Origin of the sequence: Paraniabella ginsengisoli (genome assembly GCF_022513635.1) — a bacterium.
Classification (GTDB): Bacteria; Bacteroidota; Bacteroidia; order Chitinophagales; family Chitinophagaceae; genus Niabella; species Niabella ginsengisoli.
Genome location: NZ_JAKWBL010000002.1, coordinates 343972 through 370243, shown reverse-complemented (window position 1 = coordinate 370243; position 26272 = coordinate 343972). Strand labels below are relative to the sequence as shown.

Annotated in this window: 18 protein-coding genes, 1 other RNA gene and 5 pseudogenes; 1 reads left to right on the top strand and 23 read right to left on the bottom strand. The window is 38.9% G+C overall.

Features of this window, described 5'->3' with window-relative positions:
* Window positions 1–38: 38 nt before the first annotated feature.
* The 19 genes and pseudogenes from ssrA to MKP09_RS12990 all read right to left on the bottom strand — a co-directional run bounded on the left by ssrA (window position 39) and on the right by MKP09_RS12990 (window position 21175).
* Window positions 39–415: a transfer-messenger RNA gene (gene ssrA / locus MKP09_RS13085) on the bottom strand.
* Between the two features lie 189 nt (window positions 416–604).
* Window positions 605–1495: an alpha-L-rhamnosidase-related protein gene (locus MKP09_RS26160; RefSeq protein WP_262915363.1), complete on the bottom strand. Its 891-nt coding sequence runs from the start codon at window positions 1493–1495 to the stop codon at window positions 605–607.
* A gap of 1 nt (window position 1496) precedes the next feature.
* Window positions 1497–2693, bottom strand: coding sequence for a family 78 glycoside hydrolase catalytic domain (locus MKP09_RS13075; protein ID WP_262915362.1), 1197 nt, complete (start codon window positions 2691–2693; stop codon window positions 1497–1499).
* A 1-nt stretch (window position 2694) separates the two neighbouring features.
* Window positions 2695–3294, bottom strand: a pseudogene (locus MKP09_RS28650) (glycoside hydrolase family 78 protein).
* Between the two features lie 17 nt (window positions 3295–3311).
* A complete protein-coding gene (locus tag MKP09_RS13060) occupies window positions 3312–4451 on the bottom strand; it encodes a malectin domain-containing carbohydrate-binding protein (protein ID WP_240830441.1) in 1140 nt (379 codons plus the stop codon).
* Window positions 4424–6253: a glycoside hydrolase family 2 TIM barrel-domain containing protein gene (locus MKP09_RS13055; RefSeq protein WP_240830440.1), complete on the bottom strand. Its 1830-nt coding sequence runs from the start codon at window positions 6251–6253 to the stop codon at window positions 4424–4426. The genes MKP09_RS13060 and MKP09_RS13055 overlap by 28 nt, the downstream gene beginning before the upstream one ends.
* Before the next feature lie 222 nt (window positions 6254–6475).
* A complete protein-coding gene (locus tag MKP09_RS13050; RefSeq protein WP_240830439.1) occupies window positions 6476–6895 on the bottom strand; it encodes a hypothetical protein in 420 nt (139 codons plus the stop codon).
* Window positions 6870–8354 carry a glycosyl hydrolase family 95 catalytic domain-containing protein gene (locus MKP09_RS13045; RefSeq protein WP_240830438.1) on the bottom strand — a complete coding sequence of 495 codons (1485 nt, stop codon included), beginning with the start codon at window positions 8352–8354 and terminating at the stop codon, window positions 6870–6872. The genes MKP09_RS13050 and MKP09_RS13045 overlap by 26 nt, the downstream gene beginning before the upstream one ends.
* Complete coding sequence (locus MKP09_RS13040; protein WP_240830437.1) at window positions 8333–9700, bottom strand: glycoside hydrolase family 95 protein; 1368 nt, start codon at window positions 9698–9700, stop codon at window positions 8333–8335. Before MKP09_RS13040 ends, MKP09_RS13045 begins: the two co-directional genes overlap by 22 nt.
* A 2-nt stretch (window positions 9701–9702) precedes the next feature.
* Window positions 9703–10308, bottom strand: a complete 606-nt coding sequence (locus MKP09_RS26155; RefSeq protein ID WP_317235344.1) for a glycosyl hydrolase family 28 protein — start codon at window positions 10306–10308, stop codon at window positions 9703–9705.
* A gap of 38 nt (window positions 10309–10346) precedes the next feature.
* Window positions 10347–11258 (bottom strand): glycoside hydrolase family 28 protein, encoded by a 912-nt coding sequence (locus tag MKP09_RS26150; protein WP_262915361.1) that lies wholly within the window; start codon window positions 11256–11258, stop codon window positions 10347–10349.
* Window positions 11259–11343: 85 nt separating this feature from the next.
* Window positions 11344–14058, bottom strand: a complete 2715-nt coding sequence (locus MKP09_RS13030; RefSeq protein WP_240830436.1) for an alpha-d-galacturonidase — start codon at window positions 14056–14058, stop codon at window positions 11344–11346.
* A gap of 19 nt (window positions 14059–14077) precedes the next feature.
* Window positions 14078–15130, bottom strand: a complete 1053-nt coding sequence (locus MKP09_RS13025) for a Gfo/Idh/MocA family protein (RefSeq protein WP_240830435.1) — start codon at window positions 15128–15130, stop codon at window positions 14078–14080.
* A 1-nt stretch (window position 15131) separates the two neighbouring features.
* A pseudogene (locus tag MKP09_RS13015) lies at window positions 15132–16048 on the bottom strand (L-rhamnose/proton symporter RhaT).
* 228 nt (window positions 16049–16276) lie between these two features.
* Window positions 16277–17125: an amidohydrolase family protein gene (locus MKP09_RS13010; protein WP_240830432.1), complete on the bottom strand. Its 849-nt coding sequence runs from the start codon at window positions 17123–17125 to the stop codon at window positions 16277–16279.
* 49 nt (window positions 17126–17174) lie between these two features.
* Window positions 17175–18346 (bottom strand): annotated as a pseudogene (locus MKP09_RS13005) (CaiB/BaiF CoA transferase family protein).
* 81 nt (window positions 18347–18427) lie between these two features.
* Window positions 18428–19566 (bottom strand): annotated as a pseudogene (locus MKP09_RS13000) (CaiB/BaiF CoA transferase family protein).
* The gene (locus MKP09_RS12995; RefSeq protein WP_240830431.1) at window positions 19566–20081 is read right to left on the bottom strand and encodes a type 2 periplasmic-binding domain-containing protein; all 516 of its coding nucleotides are present in this window, start codon (window positions 20079–20081) and stop codon (window positions 19566–19568) included. Before MKP09_RS12995 ends, MKP09_RS13000 begins: the two are co-directional and overlap by 1 nt.
* Before the next feature lie 14 nt (window positions 20082–20095).
* Window positions 20096–21175 carry an extracellular solute-binding protein gene (locus tag MKP09_RS12990; protein WP_240830430.1) on the bottom strand — a complete coding sequence of 360 codons (1080 nt, stop codon included), beginning with the start codon at window positions 21173–21175 and terminating at the stop codon, window positions 20096–20098.
* Window positions 21176–21374: 199 nt separating this feature from the next.
* Between MKP09_RS12990 and MKP09_RS12985 the strand changes: the two genes are divergently transcribed.
* Window positions 21375–22646, top strand: a complete 1272-nt coding sequence (locus MKP09_RS12985; protein WP_240830429.1) for a sterol desaturase family protein — start codon at window positions 21375–21377, stop codon at window positions 22644–22646.
* A 21-nt stretch (window positions 22647–22667) separates the two neighbouring features.
* On the opposite strand, the pseudogene MKP09_RS12980 reads toward MKP09_RS12985, so the two are convergent.
* From MKP09_RS12980 to MKP09_RS12970, 4 genes and pseudogenes are all read right to left on the bottom strand, one after another.
* Window positions 22668–23105: pseudogene (locus MKP09_RS12980) on the bottom strand (YdcF family protein); the annotation flags it as partial.
* A gap of 328 nt (window positions 23106–23433) precedes the next feature.
* Window positions 23434–24180 carry an MFS transporter gene (locus MKP09_RS26145; RefSeq protein WP_394801064.1) on the bottom strand — a complete coding sequence of 249 codons (747 nt, stop codon included), beginning with the start codon at window positions 24178–24180 and terminating at the stop codon, window positions 23434–23436.
* Between the two features lie 58 nt (window positions 24181–24238).
* Window positions 24239–25018: a DHA2 family efflux MFS transporter permease subunit gene (locus MKP09_RS26140; RefSeq protein WP_262915359.1), complete on the bottom strand. Its 780-nt coding sequence runs from the start codon at window positions 25016–25018 to the stop codon at window positions 24239–24241.
* A 116-nt stretch (window positions 25019–25134) separates the two neighbouring features.
* A complete protein-coding gene (locus MKP09_RS12970; protein WP_240830427.1) occupies window positions 25135–26247 on the bottom strand; it encodes an HlyD family secretion protein in 1113 nt (370 codons plus the stop codon).
* Window positions 26248–26272: the final 25 nt, after the last annotated feature.

The window sequence follows — 26272 nt, the reverse complement described above, 5'->3', positions numbered from 1 at the left end:
CAATTGATACACGCTGCTTTTTTATAAGTTCAACCTGATTGTGGAGGCGACCGGGATCGAACCGGTGTCCAAACATATCCTCCAAAAGCTTTCTACATGTTTATTTCTTATATTAATTGTCGGCAATGAACAGGAAAAGAACAAACCGATTCAAAGCTTAGCTGGATAATCTTTTGCTACGTTCACAGCCTTACGTAGCAGCATTCTGCATTTTGTTGTTAAGTCGGCGGCGGAGCATGGCAGCAGACCAACCTGCTCAACGCGGCCCTAATGACTATCTAATCACTGATTAGGCAGCCATGGCATACTGTGTATTGCCATTTGAAGTTTGAGTATTCAGATTAACGGGCTAATTACACAACGCCCGACATGCTTACACTTTCAAAGATCTACGCTGTCAAAACCAAACGCCCCCAGGCTTATGTTGTACAATGTATAATATACGATGTACGTTTTGAACCGACTGCAAATATAACTCTTTTTTCTTGCGTCGCACACTTCAACTGTTGTGCTTATGGCATCCTATATAAACGGAACGATGACGCTGTGCGACGCAATACCGATGACACATATTCATCTGCTGGGTCAATAAAAAGGTTACTTATCATTTCACATTAAAATGATGTGCACCCGATCCAACTTTAACGGGCTCCTTATTATACTCTTTTGGAAAATAAATGGTTGCTGTTGCGTTAGGTGGAACAACAACATTAAGCTCAAAAGTGTTTTCTGTTTTTTTCCAGTCAACGCCAATTAAACCATTAATTGAACGATATGTAGCGTTTGCGGATTTAATATCCCCCACAGGTTGCGGACGAATTTCAATCTGCTTAAAACCAACTGAACCAGGCTCCTGACCAATGCCACAAAGGCCCGTATAAAACCATTCCATTAAATGGCCCAGCATAAAATGATTATTTGAAACTGATGGATAAGCCTGCCACGACTCAGTTAAAGCCGTTGCCCCGTGAGCAATCTGGTAACCATAACCCGGAACATCGCTTCGATTGTTCATTGTATAAATTACATCGCTTCGACCTGCATCTTCTAATGCTCTTAATACATATCGATATCCAATATCGCCGGCAGTTAGTGCATTGTTGCGTTTTTGTATATCCGCAATTAAATTGTTGAGTACCTCATTTCTATATGGCTCTTCTACCAACTTCATATATATGGCCATTGCGTTTGCCGTTTGGCTTCCTGTGGCATACTGCTTTGTTTCTTTGTTAAAGAATGCTTCATTGAATGCTTTTTTAACTTCTATTCCCAATGCTTTATACATGGCTGCATCTGCATTCTTTTTTAGAACGATTGCAGCTTTTTCCATCAGCGTAATATCATAATAGTACATGGCGGTAGCGGTAACTCCAAGTGGCGTAAGTTGCGAAACACCGGGACGATCGGGACCTATATCATACCAGTCGCCCAAACCATGAGAGAGTATATGCCCTGAAGATTTATGACGTAAATATTCAACATATCCTTTCATCATTTCATAAGCTTATCTCCAATGTTTTTTTATCGCCGTACCATCGATAATTATACCAGGGAAGAATAACCGCAGCGCTGCCCCATTCTGGCGATTCATCAAAAGGTGCATCAAACACAGTGAACTCAGGCGCAATCTCAGGAACTTTACCATCAGGGTATTGAGCCTGCATCATATCCATAATTACTTTTTTATTGAGCGCCGCCACATCATAATTATACTGAACAGAACTTCCCATCAAATGCGTTTGTTCTAACCAACCCAGTTTTTCTCTGTGTGGACAATCAGTAAATACACTAACCATATTGCTTTTGATGGCCCATTTGATAAGCGCATTTGTTTTATTAAACAACTCGTTCGAGTTCCTGAAAGTTCCGGCGTTATTCGCCGCATTTCTTATATGCAATCCCTTAATGTTTTTTATAATCGGCAAATCCTTGTTACGTACCATATCTGCAGGTGTCGCTCCTTTTACCTGTAGATACCTGAAACCATAATAAGAAAAACGTGGCTGCCATTCTTCGATTTTATCTCCTTTTAAGATGTAAGTATATACATACAATCCGCCACTACCCTTTTGATTGGCAGAGCCGTCGTCGTTTATCAGTTCTGAAGGAATAATGCGGACTGTATCTCCTTTTTTACCCGATAAGGTTATAGAAGGAATGCCTGAAAAGTTCTGTCCTAAGTCAAACATCCAGGAGCCATCGGTTAATCGCTTTTTGTTGACCGGCTCAAATTTCTCCATAACCTTTAAAGGCTCTGCCATCTGCGATTGCAACAATGGTGGGCCATCTGTTTCTATTGCATTCTTCCAGGAAGCATCGTTATACCCCATCTTATTCCAGCCCCTTGGTTCTTTATTAGCGTCATAATCTTCACCACCAAAAATGCTGGAAAAACAAATGGGAGAAGGCGCCGTTTTCCAGGAAGCGTCTGTCACAATATTTTCGGAACTTCCGTCTGCGTATTGCAGCAACACACGTGCGATCATTTTGGGATAACCATAAGCACCAGTCATTTTACGGTAACGTTCGCCGGGAATATAATAAAACCCATTACCAAGCATTACGCCCAATGCATTGGTACCGTTTCTAAGCTGAGAGGTTATATCGAAAGTTACATATTGCGCATGTTTGCTGTATTGTGTCCAACCTGGATCAAAAAAATGATCGCCTGTTTTAGCGCCATTAATGCTCATTTCAAAATGCCCTAAACCAGAAATGAAGACTGTCGCGGCTTTGACGGTTTTTTAATTTCAAGATCTTTTCTAAAAAGCGGCAAAACATCCGGTCGTTTTCCCCATGCTTTTTTCCATTACCATGCATTAATGGAATATATTGGTTACTATCTGGCAATACATCGTAAGCGATCCATTTCGCACCCTTCCAGTCATCCGTTTTTAATAAACCCATTCTCCAATACGAAATTTTGCTGTATGTTGATTGATTGCCTTTATTATCCCACACCATTACCTTCCAATAATATTTTTTGTGGGTATCAAAGTCGTCCCAGCATATTCTATCTGGCTATTTTTATCACTATTTATTTTTTAGAATCCCAAATATTAGGTTTGTCATTCATCAACAAAAGGCTATCATCGGCAACCATAATACGGTAAGCTGACTGTATGATTTTTTTTCAAATGCCTGTATCTCCCAACTTAATTCGGGTTGCAACACTTCCACACCAAGCGGATTATGGATGTATTCGCACCTGGGATTTGCAATACGTATAACCTGCGCTACTGACGAAAAAACCGTGCAGATTAAACTAAGTAATATAAATGTGTACTTCTTCATTTGAATATTTAAATTGCCTATTGTACATCAATATTAGATATAATCAGACCTTCAGCATTTTTGGTAACAAGTTTAACCTTGTAGCTGCCCGCATTGATCATAGAGCCGGTATTTATGTTTACATAATTCCATTTACCGGTTTTTGTAAATTTAAATTGTACCGGCTCTTCTACTAACTTTTTATTGCTTACATCAAACAACTGCAACATCGCGTCAATATCTTTTTCCAAAGGACTGTTATATTTCACAGTTATTGAATACACATCCGCAACACCTGTTTCAATAGGCCATACAATTTCAGCATTATCATCGTTTTTAATTACAGTCCTTTCATTATTAGAAATAATTTTCTTTTCGACACTTTTATTGAAAATAGCAACATCAGATTTATAAGAAGTAGTAGGCTTCAAGTCATATGCAGGTTGCATATTGGTGGCTTGTTGAATAGCAATCAATCCTACACCTTTATAATTAATAGTAGCTCTCTCTCCTTTAATGAATCGCTTCCTGTGTAGGTCATATTTTCTTCCGCTATCTTCATCAGTAATAACAGAATCGTTCAACCTTTCATATTCTTTTGATATTTTCAAACCACTTTCAATAGCCAGATAAACATCGGCAGTATCAGTCAATACAAAATGAATATCATCTAAATTCTTTCGTTCGGCAAAAAGCCAATCTGAACCAAAAAGCGAAGATGGCAATTTGTTTATTTGTATTTCAGCATTCTTAAATAATTCATCTCCCTCATCAAGCCAGGAATTAATACTACAGCCAGTACAATTCAAGTCTTTTATCATTTGGAATGAAGGAGCTTTTTGTACATTCCCGTTCCGGGAAGCTACAGCAATAGCGGCAATAATAGCTTGCCCGACCTTTGTATTGGGGAAAGAAATTCTTAACATACCATCGTTTACTTTTACCTGGAAAGTTTTTTTCAATGCGGCGTTGCTTCCAGCTTCTTTCCAAATATCCAAATCTTTTAAAACTATTTTATCATTTATGGCTACATCAAACAGGCGCATTCCTGTTGCATCCATTGATCCGCCAATGCCCAGCCACGGTTCGGTAAAATATAATTCGACATTATAAATACCATTTGGAGCAGGAAATTGATAATACAATTTATCTAAGCCATATCGAAATGTTTGAAACAATTCCCAATCTTTTGTACCACGTATTGCAGCATTGGTGCGCCTTTGACTGGCAAAAAAGCAGGCATGTCGCTGAAGGATGCAGTCCAGGAAGACGAGCCAGCATACCTTCTATCTGAATCTTTCGGAAGTGCTTTATCAGCATTCCATATATTTCCGTACTCATCCGTATAATCCCCGCCACCACAATTGAGACGATATATATAATTCAAATTACTTGTAGGTTCTAGCAATAGTGATGAGTTTGCCGTCCATTTTTTAACTGATGGAGCATTGGGCAAATGATACAATATTACAGTATCCTTTGCTACAGCTTTTCCATTTACATAACCAACAGCATATAAAATATTATATCGAACATTTACATTGTTCCAGATAAAATGAGTTCCAAAGTCACCTTTTTTCTTTCTTCCGAAAGAAGCATTATCAATATCATTAAAGAGTTCTACCTCATCACAATTAGAGTAAATCATAATAGAATCCTTTATGCCAGGCGTACTCCAGCGGTTGGGCCAAGTATGTGATGCAATATAAACCATCGGTTCTTTTTTAGCAGAAACATAGTGGCTGCGAAACATATAAAAAACATCAGTCGGCTCTTCCCATGGTGTAAGCATTTTATAATTAACAGGCCCTACCCTGTCTAATTCACGCAATCCTTCTCCACCCTGTACACGGCCTGGGTTATCATGAGAAGTTAACAACCAAAAGAAATGACCGGCAACACTGTCTTTCACAGACTCAGCTAATCTTATTTTCTTTTCCATCAATTGCGTAAACCGGTCTTCGCTAACTGGCGCATTTTGTTTATAGCCACCTTCTGCATGAAGATCTAAAGTGCGCCAGGCGCCATATTCTCCTACCAAAATTTGTTTCTTCAAATCGTCGCCATAAGTATCAGGATCGCCGCCGTAAGTTCCTGTCCAGTTTTGCGGCACATCCCAATCGGTTCCTTCGCCGCCATTGCAGGTCGTTACCAACCGTTGTGTTTGCGATGTTGGATCAAGCGAACGGATCAGTTGAGTGCACTCTTCTGCAAATGCCTTTGGAATTTTACTTTCATTTTGCAAACCCCACAATACAACAGACGGATCATTTCTTCTTTCAATTACCCACTCTTTTAAAAGCTGTTTAAAGTTATTTTTAAACTCGGGTGTATCATACCAAACATGCGCCGAAAGCTGCGTCCACCATAGAATTCCTTTTTCATTAAATAGCTTTCCATACAATAAATTATGTGGCTGATGTCCATCTCTAAACGCATTGAAACCCGCAGCCTCCAACCATTTTACACGAGACCTAACTTGCTCTTGGGAAAAAGCATGACTTTGCCCAAGCAAGTGTTCATACTCGGCCACACCATTGATAAAAACAGGTTTCCCATTTAAATAGAATTGGTTTGATGCAGTTTTCCAATTAATCGTTCTAAAGCCAAAGTCAGTTATTAATTCGTCAACAATTTTATTGTTAATACGCACCGTTGTTTTTATTTTATAGAGATATGGATTTTCAACAGACCATAAGACAGGATTAACCACATTAACATTTCTATTGGAGATAACGAATGAATCTAAACCTTTTAACCGATAGCCTTTAGACGTTCGCGATACAACTTGATTTTCATTATTAACCAGTTCTTGCAGAACGACTATATTTTTGTTAGCGGCATGACTGTAGTTTTTAATAGTAACATCAGTATTTAACAAGGCGTGGCCAGACTTTACATCGGCCCAGGCATGTACTCCAAATGGCTCTATGCGAATATCGTTTGTTATAATTAGTGATACGGGTCTGAAAATACCCATCGGCTGAGAACCTTCACTAAAGCCGCGCTCATCGCTGCAACCGCCGCAAACCCAAGGCAGGTCTTTAATAAAAGATGGATGCCAGGCGCGAACTGCTAATATATTTTCTGTTCCATCAGTTTTAATTTGTTCTGTAACGTCAATCGTAAAAGTTGTTCTTCCTCCAGCATGTTCACCAACTTTTTTTCATTTAGATAAACCGTAGCATAAGAACCAACACCTTCAAAAAAAGAAAAAAAAGCGTTTTCCGTTTTTTGATTGTTTAACACTTATCTTTTTCCGATACCAGGCATCACCATGTTTATTACCATGTAGCAAACGACGATATCCATAATAATCATCCCAATTATGCGGAACACTCACCTGTTTCCATGCACTTTCATCCACTCCCATCTGAAATGCAGCGCCGATAGGGTTTTCATCATTTCCTGCAATCGTATGCCAGTTATTATTTAGGTTGATTACAGACCTCACCCCAGACGTTTGCGCATTGCTGATAGAAGCACCACAAAACAAGAGTGCGACGCAAGTAAAGCTCAATAGTAGCACTGAAGCTGGGCTCAACCTCACCCTTAATCCCTCTCCAAAGGAGAAGGAAACACATAGCGGCTTTGCCTTATAACTGCTGAAGCGATCCATCAAAATGATATATTGTGTTTTTTGTTGTTTGAATAGTTATTGTTTCATTTTTGTATCGAAGCTCCAAAGGCAGGCCTGCAATAGACTTCACAGAAACGGATTGTAGCAATCCTTTCTTCCATTTGATCGACAACTCAAAACCGCCTCTTGCCAAAATGCCTTTTACTTCACCATCGGGCAACGCCGCAGGCAAAGCAGGTAACAGATTAATAAAACCTGTGTGGCTTTGAACCAACATTTCACCAACTCCAGCAGCGCCTCCAAAGTTTCCGTCAATTTGAAAAGGAGGATGTGCATCAAATAAATTAGGATAACTTCCTGCACCGCCCTTTGCCGGGCTTAACAACATTTGTATGAGTTTATAAGTATGATCGCCATCTTTGAAACGCGCCCAAAGATTGATCTTCCAGCCCAAACTCCAGCCAGTCGCAGCATCGCCACGATATAACAAAGATTGTCTTGCGGCTTTCATAAGCTCTTCCGAATGCTCCCAATTAATTTCGCTGCCGGGATATACACCCCACAAATGAGAGACGTGGCGATGCTTATTAGTTGTATCATCTACATCCTGCATCCACTCCTGCAACTGGCCGTAACGCCCTATTTTATTAGGTGCAATTTGATCATACTTTTTTAAAAGTATTTCCCGAAGCGGCGCATCAACATTTAAAATATCACTTGCTTCCGCCACAGCCTTAAATAAGTTGCGGATGATTTGATGATCCATCGTTGGTCCCGCTACAAGTCCGCCTTGTTCGGGTGAGTTGGATGGAGTACTTATTAAATAGCCTGTAACAGGGTCTTTTATCAAAAATGAATTGAAAAATAACGCAGCATTTTTCATGATAGGATAAGCCGTATCTTTTAAAAACTCTTTGCTTTGTGTAAACAAATAATGCTGCCATAAATGATCACACATCCACGCGCCACCTGTAACCCAAATGCCATGATTAGAAGCATTGATAGGCGCTGTACCTCGCCACAGGTCTGTATTATGATGCAATACCCAACCCGGCGCATTATAATATTGTTTAGCAGTTTGGCTACCTGTTGCTGACAATTCTTTGATCATTTGAAACAAAGGCTGCTGCATGGGCGACAGGTTCAACAAATCAGAAGGCCAGTAATTCATCTCTGCATTGATATTGGTTGTGTACTTGCTACCCCACGGCGGCGACAACAAATCGTTCCAAATACCTTGAAGGTTTGCGGGGCGTGTCCCCGGCCATGAACTACTAATTAATAAATAACGACTATACTGTACATAAAGCGAAAGAAAAGATGGATCATTAGCGGTAGCAAAATGATTCAAACGCTGATCTGTAGGGATGTTCATGCTATTGTCAACATCCTTTGTTCCCAATAAAATGGAAAAGGTGTTAAAATATTTCTGATATTCTTTAACGTGTGCACCTTTTAGCTGTTGCCAGTTTTTACTTTTTATTTTTGAAAGTGTTGCCAAACCGACACGTGCAGGGTCGGCGTTATGTCTTTATAGTTTTTGTAGTTAGTGTTAGCCGTAAGATAGACCGTAACTGCATCTGCATTAGCTATTATTATTTTATTATTTTGAACAGACACTGCTCCTCTTGTTGTGTTTATAGTAAGATAGCTAACACCTTTCAATACACCGTCTTTCACTTTTACAGCAAGTGATATGGTATTTCCGTTTATTCGATTAACGATGGCGGCCTTATGAGGACTACTTAATTCCGCTGTAAAATTCAGGCTCGCTTTTTTATCAGCAGAGAAATGCACAACAAATGCCTGATCTACCGCTGTAGCTATATATTCTCTTTTATAATTAACACCATTATAAGAGTAACTGGTAGTTGCAACCGCCTCGTTCAAATCAAGTGTACGTTTGTAATTTTGTATATTTGATTCATCTACATCAAACTTAAAATTCAAATCACCGAACGGCTGATATGCAGCCTGGTATTGGCCTACAGCGGGTACATCAGTATTTTGAATATAATATTTCCAGCTACCATTAAGAGACATCTTATCTTTTTCATCGCCATCCACAGGATAAATACCAATATGTTTGGTGGCATCTTTATAGCCCATAATACCGCCTTTTCCGGTAAAGTTCAATACTAAAATGGCAATGGAATTTCTGCCGGGTTTCAATACAGATTTAGGAATTATATAGTCTCTTGCATCGGCGTTATCTTGAGAACCGATTAACGTTCCGTTGATGTAAGTAAAATCATATTCAGCAATTTTATTAATGTCCAATTTAAGATCTTTTCCGCTCCATTTCTGCGGCAGATCAAATTGATATCTGAACCAAACAGCCCCGTCCATTCCTTCAAAACCTTCAGCCTCCCATCCATCATAATTGGGTACATTCATCGTTTTCCAGGAAGCATCATTGTACGCAGGCTTTGATGGATTATTTTTTAATAGAAGAATCGATTTCATTTTATTGATCCATGCATGTCTATCACCATCATCTGATTTCAAGCCCATAAACTCACGCCCGGCAAGGGCTTCAGCTTCCTTTTGCTTTCCTTCAAACAATAAGTTTCTTATCGAGTCTAAATATTTGTATGCTCCTGGTTTATTATAATTACGCGGATAACCCGTCCATAATGTTTCTTCATTAAACTGTATTCTATCGTCTTTTATGCCTCCGAAAATCATGGCTCCTAATCTACCATTACCAATAGGCAATGCTTCAACCCATTTTGTAGCTGGTTTATCATACCACAATTGCAAATCCTGCGCAGCAGCAGAAACAGTAAAGATTAAAGCTGCAACACCAATAACGATTTTTTTGAGAAAAAATAATTTGCTATTCATTTCTAATTACGTTTAATCTCTTTTGTATCTACTTCTTTACCTACCAAAATCAACTCATCCTCAAAAAGATTATCTTGTAAATTGATGTTCTTTGTATGCTCGCCAGTTATCTCCAAGTACTTGTTCGTATTTTCAAAAGGCCAGGCATTTTGAAGTAATGCTTGTTTTACATTATTTAAACTGATTACAGAGGCTCCTGGCAACGGCTTTGCTGTTTCAAAACTATTAATCAGCAAACGTTCAGTATTATCAACCTTTAAAGAACTGCCAACTGTGGTATTTACACGTACATTGTGCAACTGAATATCTTTTGCGTTCTTAATGGTTATACCACGCTGTGCTTCGAACACAACATCATGAAGACTGATCTCGCTTACGGGCATTTCTTCAATGCCATTGATATACATGGCTTCGTTTGTATAGGCCGTAATATTACTCAAACGAATATTCCGAAACTGAGGCGTTCGCTCCGAAACCGGTTCTGGCGAAGACTTTGCGTACTCCATATCCAATACGATTGCCTGGTCTTTAATATTCTTCATCACTATATTATCTACTCGAATATCTTCTACAACGCCACCGCGACCGCGAACAGTTTTTAAACGAATGCCTCTGTCGGTTCCATCAAATACACAATTGCTGATCGTTATTTTTTTACATCGCCACTCATTTCACTGCCAATAACCACACCTCCATGACCACTTAACATGGTACAATTTGTAATGGAATAATTTTCCGCAGGTTTAGCTTTTGCACGTCCCGGCTGATCTTTACCCGACTTGATCGTGATACAATCATCGCCCACACTAATAAAACAGTCGCTAATGCGCACGTTGCTGCAGCTTTCAGGATTGATGCCGTCTGTATTAGGAGCTTGTCTTTGCGGATTAATTATCGTTACCGCATGAACGGTTACATTATCGCAAAACTCGGGGTTCACTGTCCAGAAAGGCGAATTGCGAATAGTGATTCCCTGAATCAATACATTTTTGCAATACATCGGTTGAATGAATGGTGGTCTTAAAAAACCTCGCTTCATTTGTTTAGGATCATCAGGCAAAAGAATATTTTTATTTTTCTCATCAAATATTTTCTGCCATTTGCTACGCGGCTGATCGTTCTTATACCCTTCTACAAAATCCCACCATTTCTTTCCATGCCCGTCAATAATACCTCTTCCTACAATGGCTATATTTTCTGCTTTGTAAGCATAAAATAAAGGCGAGAAACTTGTTACATCCACACCTTCATAACGGCTTTCAACCATTGGCAGATAATCATCAAAATCATCACTAAAATGTAGTTCAGCACCGGCATCTATAAAAATGGTGATGTTGCTTTTCAAATGAATAGGCCCGGTAAGATATTTTCCAGCAGGGAAATAAACTGTTCCGCCACCTACTTTAACTGCAGCATCAATCGCCTTCTTTATAGCAAGCGTGGCTTTAGCGCTACTGTCTCTTTTTGCTCCATATTTTGTAACATCAAAATACTGCTGCCCCTGTACTTCAACAAAACATAAAAACGCCAATATCCAAACACTAAGAAAATATTTCATTTATAATTTTTATTTTTTCAGGGAGCTACGCACCCGGTCATTATAGTTTAAGCCCTTCGGGCTGGTAATATCAATGTGTAAATAGCTATTCAAACAACCAGTCAACTTGTTTTCTATTTCCGCTTTCATATAATCCGGCGTCATATACACGCAATGGAGCATCCGCATCTACAAAACCCAATATCAAAGCCACGCCCTTAGCGAGTTTCAGGGTATTTTGTCCCGGTGCAAATTCATAACTATGCACATGCAATTGTGGCATACCCGGAATAATCATAGCGTTGGCTATTTTAGTATCGGCTTGTCCATATTCATTGGCAGTTGCATTTGTCTCTAGCTCAGGTTGTTTTAAATAAACTGTATCTACAGAAAATGCGGCTTTCTGAGGTTTGAAAAAACCTACCAATACTTTCACCCGTTTTTTATTGCTGAATGAAATTTCAGTTCCATTAGCAATCTGATCTTTAAAAGAAGTTTTTAATCCACGCAAATCTTTTAGCTCGCCTGCAAAAGATCTTATAGTATAGGGCTTATCTGAAAATGGTTGTGATAAACTATCAATATTATAATACTGAAAATTGCCAACGATCTTCACCACTGCATTTTTTAATGGTGTGACATTTTCTAACGCACCGGGTTTCAGATGTTTTAAGGAATCCACTTTTCTTTGGAATGTAGATAACTCTTCTTCAAAAACCGGCAAAACATCAGACCAGTTTTTATACCTGCCGCCCGATCCTGATAAAGGAATTTTTCGTGCACCGGTTTGCATACTATTCGCATATAAATAAGTTCCCTTTGTTAAATCAGTAAGTTTCTTATACCAGTCAACGCTTTGCTGGAATAAAGGCAGTGCTTTGTCTAAATCCTTTATATCATTAGAATATTTGTATCGCAGTATCGCTAAAGCGGCTTCGGTTTTAAAAGCATAATGATAAGACATGGCCTGATAACTAAAAATATCATTCTTTATACGATCAAATTCTTCCGTATTTTTTACAACGCTTTTTACATCATTGATTGCAGCAACAGCTTTGTCGCCATGTTCTTTTACCTCGCTGATTATTTGCACCGGCGTTTCTCCAATATGTTGCACAGCATTCCATTCTTTTTCCGCGTACTCGGCCAAAGACTCGCCAACAGGACTTTCAGCCTCATATAACAATGTAAACAAACCATAACGATATGGGTTGATGAGTTGTGTCATCAACATACCCAACGTTAAGGTCTGCCTGTTTCCGTCTGTGATTCCAAACCTTCTCAATAGCTTAGGTGCAATTTCGCCGATCTCTTCATAAGCTTTTAAAATATGGGCGCCGTCTGTATTATTCGCACCAAACTCATTTCCCAAAATCTTACTCCAATACGCGACTTCTTCTGTTCTATTTCTTTTAGATTGCCATGCATACCGGCTCCAGGTTTTATACCAAAGCCAGTCCCGTTCAATTTGCAACAACCTCTCACCGCCTTTTATACTGTCAGCCGAATAAGGCCAATCCCAGTAAGAAGCTTGTGGATATAAGTGTAAACCGTTCCCGCCCATCGCTTCATGCATACCCACAATACTCTCCTGAATAAAGCGTGGGGAGCCATAACGAAATGGTTCGAGATTGGCCAGAATGTGAACATTTTCTATATGAATATTTCCCTGCTTACTTAATGTTTGGTGTAGCTCAGCCCATTTACCACGTGGCGTTTGATAGGTTAATGCCTCGCCATTAAACTTTGCCATTGTATATAAATTTTTATACAAGGGCAAAGAAGCTTTCATCACAGCAGGCGCATCCGTATCATGCGCACGCAATACAATTGGCGGTTCAGCCTTTAACCCCGCGGCTTTCATACCATCCTGCACTCCCGGAATAATTGTTTTGGTAAACCATTCAATGTCGTCCTTCCCAACACCTTCCATTGCTTCGCCAAGGCAAACCAATAATCCTACATTAGGATACTTTCTTACAAATTCTGTTATCGATTTTTTTGTATAATCTGCAATGACAGGAATAATGGGTCTTTCACGATCCTGTGTTTTTAAACCATGCTTTTCTGCAAAAGGTTTTGATACAATAATGTTATAAAACATTTGTATTACCCAAATACCGCGCTTGTCAGCTTCAGTTGTAAGGAAGCGATATATATCTTCATTCTTTGCAAAAGTTGCATCATCTACTTCAACCGCATAAGGATACTCTTTCAGTTTCACCAATGAGGCGAAGGGATGACCATTCCATAAATACAGCGAATTCATTTTATTGACAGCCATCGAGTCCAAAACCTGTAGCCATAATTTCTTATCATAAAACCAGGGAAAAGTTTCTTCCGTGTAAGGATACTCATAAACTGTTCTGCCTGGCAAATAATAAGGCTTTTGTAAACCTATACATTCACCACGTAGCACCATTTCCGGCGCATCTTTTACATTTATATTTTCAGGAATTGATCTGTTATTTACAGCAATATCCGCAAGCTCCAAGCAACCATACAATAAGCCTGAAGGATCAGCACCCGTAATGTTTATAGTATTCTTTTCAGCCCTGATGGAAAAACCTTCTTTCTTAAGATCCTTTCTAAAATTTTTATTTATAACAATCAGCTGTTGATTCTTATAAGGAGTGTTGGCTTTAGTTACAACATCAACAGCATAACCAATCGATTGTAACTTATTCTTCAAAGCATCTATTCCATATTCAACGCGAGGTTGATTAGGGAGTTGATTGACTATAATAACTTTTCTGATTACTGTAGCAAAAGACGTGTTGGCAAGAATCCCAAAAACCAACAGCCAGGTTAATCGCATCATATTTACCTGTACTTTATTTTTATAAAAAATCATCAATTAATATTCCCCCAATTTGATTGCTGGCATAAGCGGCTTCAACACAAGCCATTGTCATTAACGCGTCGTCAATACTATTTTCAGGCTTTTCAATGATGCCGGCTTTTGCTAACATCATTTGCTGCATAGTTCCAATAAACGCATGTGGAAACCATGTTCCGTCAATATCTTTCTGTTTCCATCCAGGGTTTTTATCTTCCAATAAAACATATTCAAATACATCGGAAACGCCGTGTGGATAATCAATCAGTGCACCGAAGGTTATTTTAATAGCACCCTTTTCCCCTTCTATTTTTATGTAAGACTCCTGTTTTTGATAACCGAACTCATGATTATGATTGGTATGAATTGTTGCGCGCACCATATCCCCATAATCCATAATGATATTGGATTTAACAGATGCCAACTGCATCGACTGCGGATGTTTAAACGTTCGTGCAAATAGTTTTTCGGGCGTTCCTAAAAATGAGCGAATAAGGTCTATATAATGAATACTATGATAGTTTATTTCCATACGTTCTTTAGTGAACAGAAAGTCCCAAAGATTCCAGGGTGTATGTACATTAACGTAAACTTCAATATCTGTAATGGCTCCTAATTTTTCTTCTTTTATCATTTGCTTCGCCTCTAAAATGTAAGGAGCAAAACGCATTTGAAAATTAACACCTGCCAGCATCTGTTTACTTTGAGCAAGTTCATGAATCGCTTTTGCTTCCTCCAAACTTTCTCCATAAGGTTTTTGAATAAGTATCGTTGCTTTCTCAGGTAACTGCTCAAGTACTGGTATAATTTCGGAAGCAGGTAATGCAAAATCATAGATCACATTAGTGCCATTTTCAGCAACCATCTCCTCTATGGTATCATATACTTTTGCTATTTTGAATTTCTCCGCAAGGGCGGTTGCTTTTTGTTTGTTTCGGTTTACAATACCCTTTACTTCAAAGCCGCCTATTTTATATGCAGGTAAATGTGCATCGGCTACAATGCCGCCAGCGCCGATGATGCAAATAGGTATATCCGGATTATTATTAATCATATCATGTTCCTCCTAAATAGTTACCGTACGTCAATACCAATACTGACAATAGAAGTATTGCCAATGCAAACCCAAGCATACGGCGGGTTACAGTCCTTGTAAATTTCCACTCTTTTAATACAATACCAACCAGCGAACTAAAAAATACCAATAAGATCATGTGAATGGCCCAACTTGAAAATTCATATTTTCCTAATCTGACATGGCCTAATCCATAAAAAAGAATTGTCCATACCATAGAATGCCGGTAAGTAAAGCCATCAGATAATTTGTGCCTAGTCCGCGACTATTAACATGTTTATATTCAGAAAAAGTTTTATTTTTTATATGAAGCCATAATGTATACGCAAGTGTAATAACAAAAGCACCCGTGTTAGAAAATATGTACACCACATTTACCTGAAAATTCCCAGCACCATAATTAGCAGCAATATCTGAAATAGGCTTACCAGCGTTAATAGCAAAGCCATAAAATGCAGACAGCACACCAGCTAACAGACACAAGGGCAATCCTTTTTTAAAAGAAAAACTTGTGTGACTTTGTGCTACATCTTTTTCTTTTCCTCTGCCAGCCACACCGCAAAAAGCAATACCCATTGCACCCAGCAACACGCCGGTGAGTATCCAACTTCCACCTTTACCACTAAGAGCCTCACCCAATGTGCCGTCCATCAATGGCGGAACAAGTGTTCCTAACACACAAGAAATGCCAACAGAGATAGCATAAGTTAGTGAAAAGCCAATATGCCTAATAGCCATACCAAAAGCGGTACCACCTACACCATAAGCCATCCCCAATAAAAATGCATTTCGCATTGCCTCCACCGGAGCCTCCGACAATACCTTACCTAATGAAGGGATCGTAATCCAGGCAATAATTAAAGGCAACAAAAACCAACATACAGATGCCTGTGCCAACCAGTAGGTTTGCCAGCTCCAGCCTTTTACTTTTTTTCAGGCGTATAGCACAATGCAGCCGAAGAAGCACCAACACCGTGAAAAATATTCCCTCAAATAATTGCATTGTTATTGTTTTATCAGTACTATCTAATTTATTGTCCAGGCAGATGAACTATTATTATCTTCGTTGCGTCGCACACTTGTACTGTGGTATATATGGCAACCTATATAAACGTCGAAAATCCATCACACAAGGTTATAAAATGAAATAGCATTTTCGCTAAACACCTTTTGTTGCTGCTTTTCATCGGGCAACAATTCATCTATCACTTGCTTGTACACAATCCAGGTACTAACATAATCCACGCCCAATAACGAAACGGGCCAATCTCCACCACAAAAACAACGCGCCGTTCCAAATTTATTTATTACGAAATCAATATACGGTTTGATGTGTTCAACTGTAAAAAGCTGTTTACCCGCAGTTGTTCCTAACCCAGAAATCTTAGCATAAAAATTAGGATGTTGAGAAGCAATGTTCATCAACTCACCCCATTCACCAAATTGTTTCCCGGCCTGAACAGGCGGCTGATTCAGATGATCAAAAACCATTTTTAAATTGGGTATTACCTCCGCAAGTTTTAATGCAACACGGATGTGAGCGGGCTTTACACCAACAATATCATAAGGTATTTGATACGAAGCCAGTAATTTTAAACTATCTATTACCGTATCCTGCAATAGCCATTCATCGTCCGGTTCATCATGTATCAAATGCCTGACACCCTTAAAATACTTTTCCTGAGAAACATGAGTCTGAAATAACCGCTCCGTCTTCGAAGGTTCCATAAGCGGTAACCAACCTACCACACCTTTTATCCACTCATGTTCATTTGCAGCCTCAAGCATCAAAGCAGTATCTTCCAAACTGTTCTCTGCCTGTACCAGCAAACCTGCATCTATCGACGCTTTTGATCGCTGGACTTCGAGTTCGTTAAGAGAATAGTTTTTATTTAGAAGTTCAGGAGCTCCTTTCAACCAATCGTAGTTGGATCGTTGTAAATTCCAGATATGTACATGCGTATCAACTATCATAAACGTTCAACAATCATTTAAGCTTTTAAAGAAAATCCTAACGAGAATTTTATTTTACACCAATCATTTCAGGTTTTACACCAATATTAAATTTTGCTTCAATCGCATCATTATGTTCACCCAATCCCGGAGCTCCGGTTTCGCTAATTAGCAATTCACCGTCTACACGCACTGGCGATCGGGTCGTCTTAATAGCAATACCATTGCTGGTTTTCACGACCACTTCCATATCAAGCGCCTTATACCCTTCTTCTTCTGTTAGTTGTTCATAATCCAAAACCTTCGAACACCAAATACCAGCCGGCTCAAGAACGTTTAACCAATATGACGTTGTATTAGTTAAAAGGTGGCGCGCTAATACCGATTTTATTTCATCTCTTCTATCAAACCATTCTTTCTTATCATTGTATGCCGCCAATTCACTACTGTTTAGTAAATGTCCGAGCTGAACAATATCCGCCATAGCGATTGCTATATAATCGTCTTTTGTTTTATAGATACCATAAGGTGCCGCAACATAAGCGTGGCCGCTATTTACAGCACTTCTTTGAGGCAATTGGCCTCCATCATTAAAGTAACAGGTTAATACTTCAAATTGAAAATCTAATGCGCTTTCTAACATGCTAACTTGAATACTTCCGCCCTCGCCTGTCACACCTTTTCGATACAATAAAGAAAGAATGCCCTGCGCAAGGTGTGCGCCAGCCAGCATATCTACAACTGAAACACCCATTGGCGTGGGATTGGCATTGCTACTATTGTTCAACCAAGCTAAACCTGAAATTGACTGCAATAATAAATCCTGTCCTGGCAAATGTTTCCAATCACCTTCTTCACCATATCCGCTGATCTGTGCATATACGACAGACGGGTTAATAAGTTTTACGCTTTCATAATCAAAGCCTAATCGCTCCATTACACCAGGACGAAAATTATGCATCACTACATCTGCCTGCGCAATCAGCTTGTTTATTTTTGAAACATCATCAATATTTTTCAGATCGGCAGCATAGCTTTTTTGTTCCTGTTGATGGCATGAAAAATAGATGATTCACCATCAATAACCACATCAGATACATACAACTCCCGACAGATATCACCTGTATCAGGCTTCTCAACCTTAATAACTTCCGCTCCAAAGTCAGCAAGACATAAGGACGCAGAAGGACCTGATAAAAACTGACTAAAGTCGACAACTAATATATCCTGAAGCAAATTCATTTTTTTCTTTTAACGCCAATTGGATTGGCGGTCATTTGTATTGAAGTCCTTCGAACTTCTTCATTCTTTATCGGTATGCTCTCACAATAAAAACTCTTCCTTAATCTTTTCAGTATGTTCTCCCAATAATGGCGCTGCTTTTTCTGAGAGGATGTGTTCACCATCAATACGAATAGGACACCGTGTTGTTGCAAAACCTTTACCAGCACCCAAATCAATCCTGTTTTGCATTTTGATGTTCTTAAACAACTCCGTCTGTACAAGTGCATCCCAATTATTTACGTCTGAAGCCCACAACCCAAGATTCAGCAAGCGCTGTAACCAATACCTTGTTTCCTTTACCAGTAATTGTTTGGCTATAATTTCCTTTATCTCATCGCGCTTTTCAAATACATCATTTTGAGCATACTCTTTTAATTGTGCAATGCCTAAGGCTTCTTGTAATAAAGGCATGCTCATCATTGCGAGTGCGATGTATCCGTCTTTTGTTTTATAAATGCCGTAAGGTGCGCCTAATAAAGGATTGCCATTGCTGATCCTGCTCCTCTTTATTGCCTGCGTACTGTGATAATGAGTTGTAAAAAGCTCAAACTGAAAATTGACAGCTGATTCCAAAAGGCTTAACTCAATAAGCCCTCCAGTACCTGTTTTTTGACGGCGGATGAGTGCAGCCAATATTCCCTGCACGGCATGTATGCCGCAGATACTGTCGACAATCGAAAGGCCAAAAGGCATTGGCCCATCTCCATCATCACCGGTTGTATATGCCAAGCCGGAAAGTGATTGTAATAATAAATCCTGTCCGGGCTTATCTTTCCACGGCCCCCTTTTTCCGTATCCCGTAATTTCTGTATAAACAATTCGATCGTTTATTTTTTTATATCATTATATCCTAATCCCAACTTTTCCATTACTCCGGGCCGAAAGTTATGCGTTATCACATCAGCCTTCAGTATTAACTTTTTGACCAAATCCAGATCTGTTGCATCTTTCAGATCTGCAGTAAAACTTTCTTTATTACGATTGATGGCATGAAAGTTAAGCGCATCATCACCTACCCAAAGATTTTTAATAGCCAGTTTTCTGCTAGGATCTCCGCTACCAGGCCGTTCGATCTTAATAACTCTTGCACCCAGATCTCCCAATCGCAACCCGGCAGACGGGCCGGAAAGATACTGGCTAAATTCAATTACTATTAAACCCTTTAATGGCAACAACATCAGATGAAGACTTTTGACAAATTTTTCTCAATAGATTTCATGTAAATTTCATTCAACTTTTCTAATACCAGACTTTCACTTTTTTGCTTCCCCAATAAATACTCCTGCACATAAATACCCGCCTCGTCCTGAAAATGAAGATATCCATGATATCTTGGTCGCATGTATCCGTTCTCCATCACTGGAAGCACATTACTAAAAAAATTATTAGTTAGTTCATTGTTCAATTGGCTCTTCCATGCCTGCAAATATCCGGGTTGCCCCTCATTATATATATATCCATTTATTTGATATTGCGGCGAGCAAACGAATTCCGTAAAAGCAACAGCCTCTTGCTGATGTTTTGAAAAAGCAGATACCGAAAGGCCAGTACCGCCAATGGTTGTGCTTAATTTTTTACCATCGTAACTCACTACATCAGTATATGTAAGCAAATGTTTAGCATAGCCAATACGCGAATAATTTGTGTAACCATAAGCAAAAGGGCAATACCAATATTCATCGCTATTAGTCATTATTTCAGCAACAGCTATAGGATTTTTTCAAACATGGATCGGTCAACAATCGAATATAATTCTTTCATGGTAGTTAACGCACTAATTCCCGTTTGTTCGTCAATCACTGCCCTTGCACTGTCGAACGGAGCTTTGCCACGCGCAATACAAAATGTATAAAAGTTCATTAACAGATCAATGGGAATGGCAGGAACTGCAACACGTCCGGCTTTAGCCAAATCTAGTAATTTGCTCCATGTATGCGGTACTGCTGCATCAGCTGCATCAATCAAATCCTTTCTGTAACTGGCTACAGGTGTTGCCGCATCTATTGCCAACGCCCATTGATGGCCATCGTAGTTATAACTGTTATGCGAATTTCCGACACTATTGATCTGTTGATCTTTCAGATATTCGGCTGATAAATGCTCATCAAGTGGCAACACACAATTTGTGGTAGCCGCTGTGCCTACCCAGGGATGATCGATGATTAATAAATCATATTCTTCCGTCAGTTTTTCAATTGGAAAATCAGCAAACTGCTGTAGGCTACGCTTATGCCATTGTATTTCTACTGAAGGATATAACTCTGAAAAGCGCTGTGAAGCGGCTTGTAACGGAGTTATACCACGACTATGGTTCCATGTAATTCCTTTTAAAACAATATCAGGCATCGGCATTTCTTTTTCAACCAAAAGTAAATGTTCACATACCATCACCAATTGATCCTGTTGATTATGTACTTCCAATAACTCTGTCACGATGCCATAAGCAGGCTTTTTATGATCTCTTTTCTCTTTTATTGTAACTGTTGCCTTTATAGTGTCGTTGATAAAAACCGGATTAATAAAACGCAACCTGTCATAACCATAAGTCATTGCCACCTCATTGATAATGCCGGCAGACAAACCCACCCCAACGCTGAATATAAGTGTTCCATGTGCAATACGTTTTTTAAAAGGTTGCGTTTTGCACCATTCTTCATCCATGTGATGAGGGTAAAAATCGCCCGATTGTCCGGCATGCAATACAATATCCGCATCGGTTATCGTTCGTCCGGTAGTTTTTCGGGATTGGTTTAAAATAAAATCTTCGTAATATATTTTCTCGCTCATAATAACAAGCCTTTTATCGCAAATCGAAAATAGAGCAAGACCCGAGGTTAAAAAATGTGTTGTTTCACTAATATGATGGAAGATTTTACTGATTAATTTTACACTTACTTTTTAATATTCCCAACGTAAACCTTACGTATGGACATTATTTAAAATACACTTTTCTAAAAAAGATTGATAATTTTACTGCGCTTGATTAATGGAAACTTACGGGAAAATATTATTGATTGCAATGCCTGCATTTTTAGGACTTGTGTTATTTGAAAAATGGTTTGCCTGGCGAAAAGGAGTAGATAATGTGAACACTCAGGATATGATCAGCAGCCTTTTAAGCGGAGTAACGAATGTAACCAAAGATGTACTGGGCATTAGCATTGCTATATATGGATATGGCTGGCTGCTAGAAAATCTGTCTATATATAATATTAAGGCTACATGGCTTACTTATGTTGTAGCTTTTTTAGTGCTTGACTTTTCGGGTTATGCGGTACATAGAATTCAACATAGGTATAACTTTTTTTGGAATGGACATTTAGTTCATCATAGCAGTGAGGAATTTAACCTGGCTTGCGCGCTAAGGCAAAGTATTTCCGGCCTGGTAAAGATCTTCGCAATTTTTTTATTGCCCGCCGCACTATTAGGTGTTCCCGAAAAAGTCATAGCAGTTGTTGCTCCGCTGCATTTATTTGCGCAATTCTGGTATCATACAGTTCATATAAAAAAGATGGGCTTTCTTGAAAAAATAATTGTGACGCCGTCTCATCATCGGGTTCATCATGCTATAAACCTGGAATATCTGGACAAGAATTATTCTCAGATATTTATTTTCTGGGATAAACTATTTGGTACATTTCAGGAAGAACTGCCTGATAAACCGCCGGTGTATGGCATTACACGACCTGTGCAAACGTGGAATCCAATTAAGATCAATTTTCAACATGTTGCTTTATTGATAAAAGATGCATGGCACACGCAAAATTGGAAAGATAAAATACGCATTTGGCTTATGCCAACAGGATGGAGGCCTGCCGATGTATCAGAAAAATACCCGATTTATAAAATAAATGATGTATACGATTTTAAAAAATACACTACATATCTATTGCCTTTCATGAGAAGTTGGTTATGGGTTCAACTAATAGCTTTGCTACTTTTTATATCATATCTTTTTGGAAGTATAGCCCATATTGGCGCACCGGGCATCTTCCTTTATGGTGTTTTTATATTTCTTTTTGTTTATGCTTTTTCCGAGCTAATGGACAACCATAAAATGGCCTGGATTTGGGAATTTGTTAAATTTATCTATGCCGCTATTATTATCATATCAACAAAGGACTGGTTTAGATTAAACGACATATCTCCATATCTAAAATATTTTATTCTGTTTTATCTGTTAATTTCTTTAACGATGACGGGTTATTTTTGTATGGGTTTTAAAAGAATTGCTATGCAAGAGGCTAACAATATATAAACATATTATCAAATCAAGGTTCTACAACGGCGCCACTTTCCCACCCTTTCGATTTTTCCATGGAATAAAAGCACCCAAGGTTCCTCTAAATCTTCTGAACCAATTTTCACGATCAAGTATCGATTTAAAATCCGACTCAAAAGCGGTCACGGGGTCGATTGTATAATCGTTACCATTCAATTTCTTTAATGTATCTACCATAAATGGTATGTGTTGAATTGGTGTAGCAAAGCGTCGGCGCGTAAATCGCTTAGTTAAAGATGACTGGAATGGATCTGTTACCAGAGCAATTGTTTTAAATCCCTTGTCCCTGGCTAACTCATAAGAATAGTATATGTTTTCAGTACTGTGCTCAGCTTTTGTTTCGTAAAAAATATTGGTGTCAGGTATGCCCAATTGTTGGGCGTATAATCCCATAATTTTAGCTTCGTAATAAGGTGAATAAACGGCACCGCCTGAAAAATAATATTTCTGATAATTCCTTTTTTATAAAGAAAATCAGCCCAAAGCACCCGTCCTTTCATCACAGAGTCCCATTTGTTATTATTGAATGGAACGCCCGGAACAATGGCTACGTCGAAAGTTTTATTGTTCTATTACTTCATTAAACAATCGGGTCGGTCTTTTTCTATAGGAGATACAACTTGCCAAACAAGCTATTGTCATAACTAGTAAACTCATTTTATACATACAACACTAATATATGATATAATCCTGAATGAATTTAAGAGGCAAAAAAATGCGCAGCCGAACAGCCGCGCATACTTAATAAACAACAAAACAAATTCTAATGCATTGCTGCACTCATGTCAATCGCCTCTTTCCTTTTCTTATTTCTAACCATTAAAATAAAAGGAATACAAATAAGAAACAATACACCCAAGTATAAAAATACATCCATATACGATAAAACAGTAGCTTGTTTGGTTACAGCAAAATCCAACGCTTTGTACGCTGAATTTAACGCAACATCTGGAGACATACCTTTGCCCATAAAACTTTGTTGCATAGCTCCTACTCTTTGCTGAACATCAAGATCGTTTACATTCAAATTAGAAATAAGATCACTTCTATATAAGCTATTACGATTACTCATAAATACGGTGATAGCTGCTACTCCAAACGATCCTCCTAATTGCCGCATCATGCCTGTAAATGCTGCACCCTGACCTATTTGCTGGCCTTTAAGTGTCGATAACGCCATTGTAGTAATGGGTATAAATAACAAACTCAACCCCACGCCACGAACGATCAGCATCCAGAAAAAATTATCCTGTCCAGTATCTGGTGTAATGATCTTGTATCCCCAAAAGCTGTAAACAAAAAATAATAGTAACCCCGCAGCCACCATGTAATTTTGCGGCACACCTTTCGAAATAAGCTTTCCCACGATGGGCATCATAAATGCGGTTGTAAGCGAGGCAGGTATCATCAACATGCCCGATTGATAAGCGGTCCAGCCTAACAGGCTTTGTGTATAAAGAGGAATGATAAAAGTGGAACCGTACAATCCAAAGCCAAGTATAAACGACATTATCGTACCTATTCGAAGATTTCCGTTTTTCAAAACTCGTAATTCAACTATTGGATTTTTATAGGTAAGCTCTCGCCAGATAAAAAAGAAAAAAACCGAAAATGGCGAAGGCCGTGAACATAACAATCATATTGCTTTGAAACCAATCTTCTTCATGTCCACGCTCCAAAATAAACTGTAAAGAGCCTACCGTAATAGCAAGTAAAAAGATACCCAGCCAGTCTATTTCCCTGGAAGTTTTTTTAGCTGCATATTTCGGGCTGCGAACAAACTGTAACGTCAGTAATACAGCAATAATACCCAACGGAATATTAATATAAAAAATATAAGGCCAGCTGAAATTATCTACAATATAACCTCCAAGAGGTGGGCCTAAAGTGGGCCCAACAATTACACCAAGCCCGTATATAGCCTGCGCCATACCTCTTTTTGCAGCAGGATAAGATTCTGTAATAATCGTTTGTGAAGTCACTAACAAAGCTCCACCACCAACACCCTGCAAAAACCTGAAAGCCACCAGCTCCCAAATATCTGTTGCGTTACCACATAAAAAAGAACATACTGTAAATAAAGCAATAGAAAAAGCAAAATAATTTCTTCTTCCAAATTGCTGCGACAACCAGCTTGTCATGGGCACCACAATTACATTACCAATAGCATAAGCCGTAATCACCCAACCCACCTCCGAAAGCGTCGCCCCCATATTACCCTTCATTTCATTCAATGCCACGTTTACAATGGTTGTATCTACTATTTCAAGTAACGCACACACTATCGCCGTTATGGTAACAATAAACCTGCGAAACCCGTATTCTACTAACGAATTTTGATCTTCCATTTCTTTTTATTTTACCAGCCTTAGAATATGGCTCAACTCAATTGCGTCGCACTCTTCAACTGATGTACTACTATCAACATACTAATCCATGCGTCATGGACTATAGTATATAGAACTTAATTCAAATGCACATCCACTACCACATTCATTCCCGGTCTTAACTTTTTAAGTAACGAATCATTTTTATCGTTAAACTCAATTTTAACCGGAAGTCTTTGTACTACTTTTACGAAGTTGCCGCTCGCATTATCTGGCGGCAGTAAAGCAAACCGTGCACCTGTTGCCGGAGAAAAGGAAGTCAGTACCGCATCAAATTCCTTTTTAGGAAAGGCATCAACTTTCACAGATACTTTTTGTCCTTCTACCATCTTCGAAACCTGTGTTTCTTTAAAGTTGGCAATAACCCATTTGTCATCATTCAGCACAACGCTAAACAGTTGCGCCCCCGCTTGTATAAACTGGCCCACTTGAACCGGAACCTTAGAAACAACGCCACTTTCCGCAGCTGTTATTATTGTATATCCTAAATTAAGTTTTGCATTTTCCACCTCAACTTCTCTTTGTGTAATACTTGATCTTGCAATAGAAGCCTGCTCTGCACTTGCACTTACCTGTCCTTTAACAACAGATGTTTGAGCTGTGGCCTGATTCTTTTGCGCAATCAATACCTGAAGCTGTTTCTCTGCAGTTTGCTTTGCAGCAAGCGCTTGCTCATATTGCTGTTGTGTAATAGAATGATCTTTAATCAGGTTTTCATACCTTTTAAAATCTTCTGAAGTACGCCAAACATTTACTTTGGCAGCTTCTATTTGCGCATCTGCTGTAGCTATTGCAGCATTTGCTGTACCTATATTCGTATTAGTTGCAGCAGTGCTCGCCTGCGAAGATGCCAAATTGCTTCTCGCTGTACCCAATGCAGCTTCTGCCTGCTCAAGGGCTAACTTAAGATCTCTTTTATCAAGTATCAATAAAGTATCTCCTTTGTGTACAAACTGATTATCTTTAACTCTTACCTCACTTATATATCCTGAAATCTTGGAGATTACAGGACTTAGGTTAGCTTCTACCTGTGCATCGTCTGTTTCTTCGTGGCTCTTGCTATGAATATAACGAGTGATGCTAAAATATCCTCCCACTATTAACATTGCGATCAGTATTATAAAGAATACCGGGCTTTTCTTTTTTCTTGCTTCTTTTGGTTGTTCTGAAACCTGTTCTTTTGTTTCCATGATTTGTCTTGTTATTTGTATCTTA

Coding starts and splice junctions, on each gene's coding strand:
- MKP09_RS26160 (WP_262915363.1), bottom strand. CDS start 1,495: ATGATGAAAGGATATGTTGAATATTTACGTCATAAATCTTCAGGGCAT.
- MKP09_RS13075 (WP_262915362.1), bottom strand. CDS start 2,693: ATGAGCATTAATGGCGCTAAAACAGGCGATCATTTTTTTGATCCAGGT.
- MKP09_RS13055 (WP_240830440.1), bottom strand. CDS start 6,253: ATGGGTATTTTCAGACCCGTATCACTAATTATAACAAACGATATTCGC.
- MKP09_RS13040 (WP_240830437.1), bottom strand. CDS start 9,700: ATGAATAGCAAATTATTTTTTCTCAAAAAAATCGTTATTGGTGTTGCA.
- MKP09_RS26150 (WP_262915361.1), bottom strand. CDS start 11,258: ATGAAATATTTTCTTAGTGTTTGGATATTGGCGTTTTTATGTTTTGTT.
- MKP09_RS13030 (WP_240830436.1), bottom strand. CDS start 14,058: ATGATGCGATTAACCTGGCTGTTGGTTTTTGGGATTCTTGCCAACACG.
- MKP09_RS13025 (WP_240830435.1), bottom strand. CDS start 15,130: ATGATTAATAATAATCCGGATATACCTATTTGCATCATCGGCGCTGGC.
- MKP09_RS13010 (WP_240830432.1), bottom strand. CDS start 17,125: ATGATAGTTGATACGCATGTACATATCTGGAATTTACAACGATCCAAC.
- MKP09_RS12995 (WP_240830431.1), bottom strand. CDS start 20,081: ATGACTAATAGCGATGAATATTGGTATTGCCCTTTTGCTTATGGTTAC.
- MKP09_RS12990 (WP_240830430.1), bottom strand. CDS start 21,175: ATGAGCGAGAAAATATATTACGAAGATTTTATTTTAAACCAATCCCGA.
- MKP09_RS12985 (WP_240830429.1), top strand. CDS start 21,375: ATGGAAACTTACGGGAAAATATTATTGATTGCAATGCCTGCATTTTTA.
- MKP09_RS26145 (WP_394801064.1), bottom strand. CDS start 24,180: ATGTCGTTTATACTTGGCTTTGGATTGTACGGTTCCACTTTTATCATT.
- MKP09_RS26140 (WP_262915359.1), bottom strand. CDS start 25,018: ATGGAAGATCAAAATTCGTTAGTAGAATACGGGTTTCGCAGGTTTATT.
- MKP09_RS12970 (WP_240830427.1), bottom strand. CDS start 26,247: ATGGAAACAAAAGAACAGGTTTCAGAACAACCAAAAGAAGCAAGAAAA.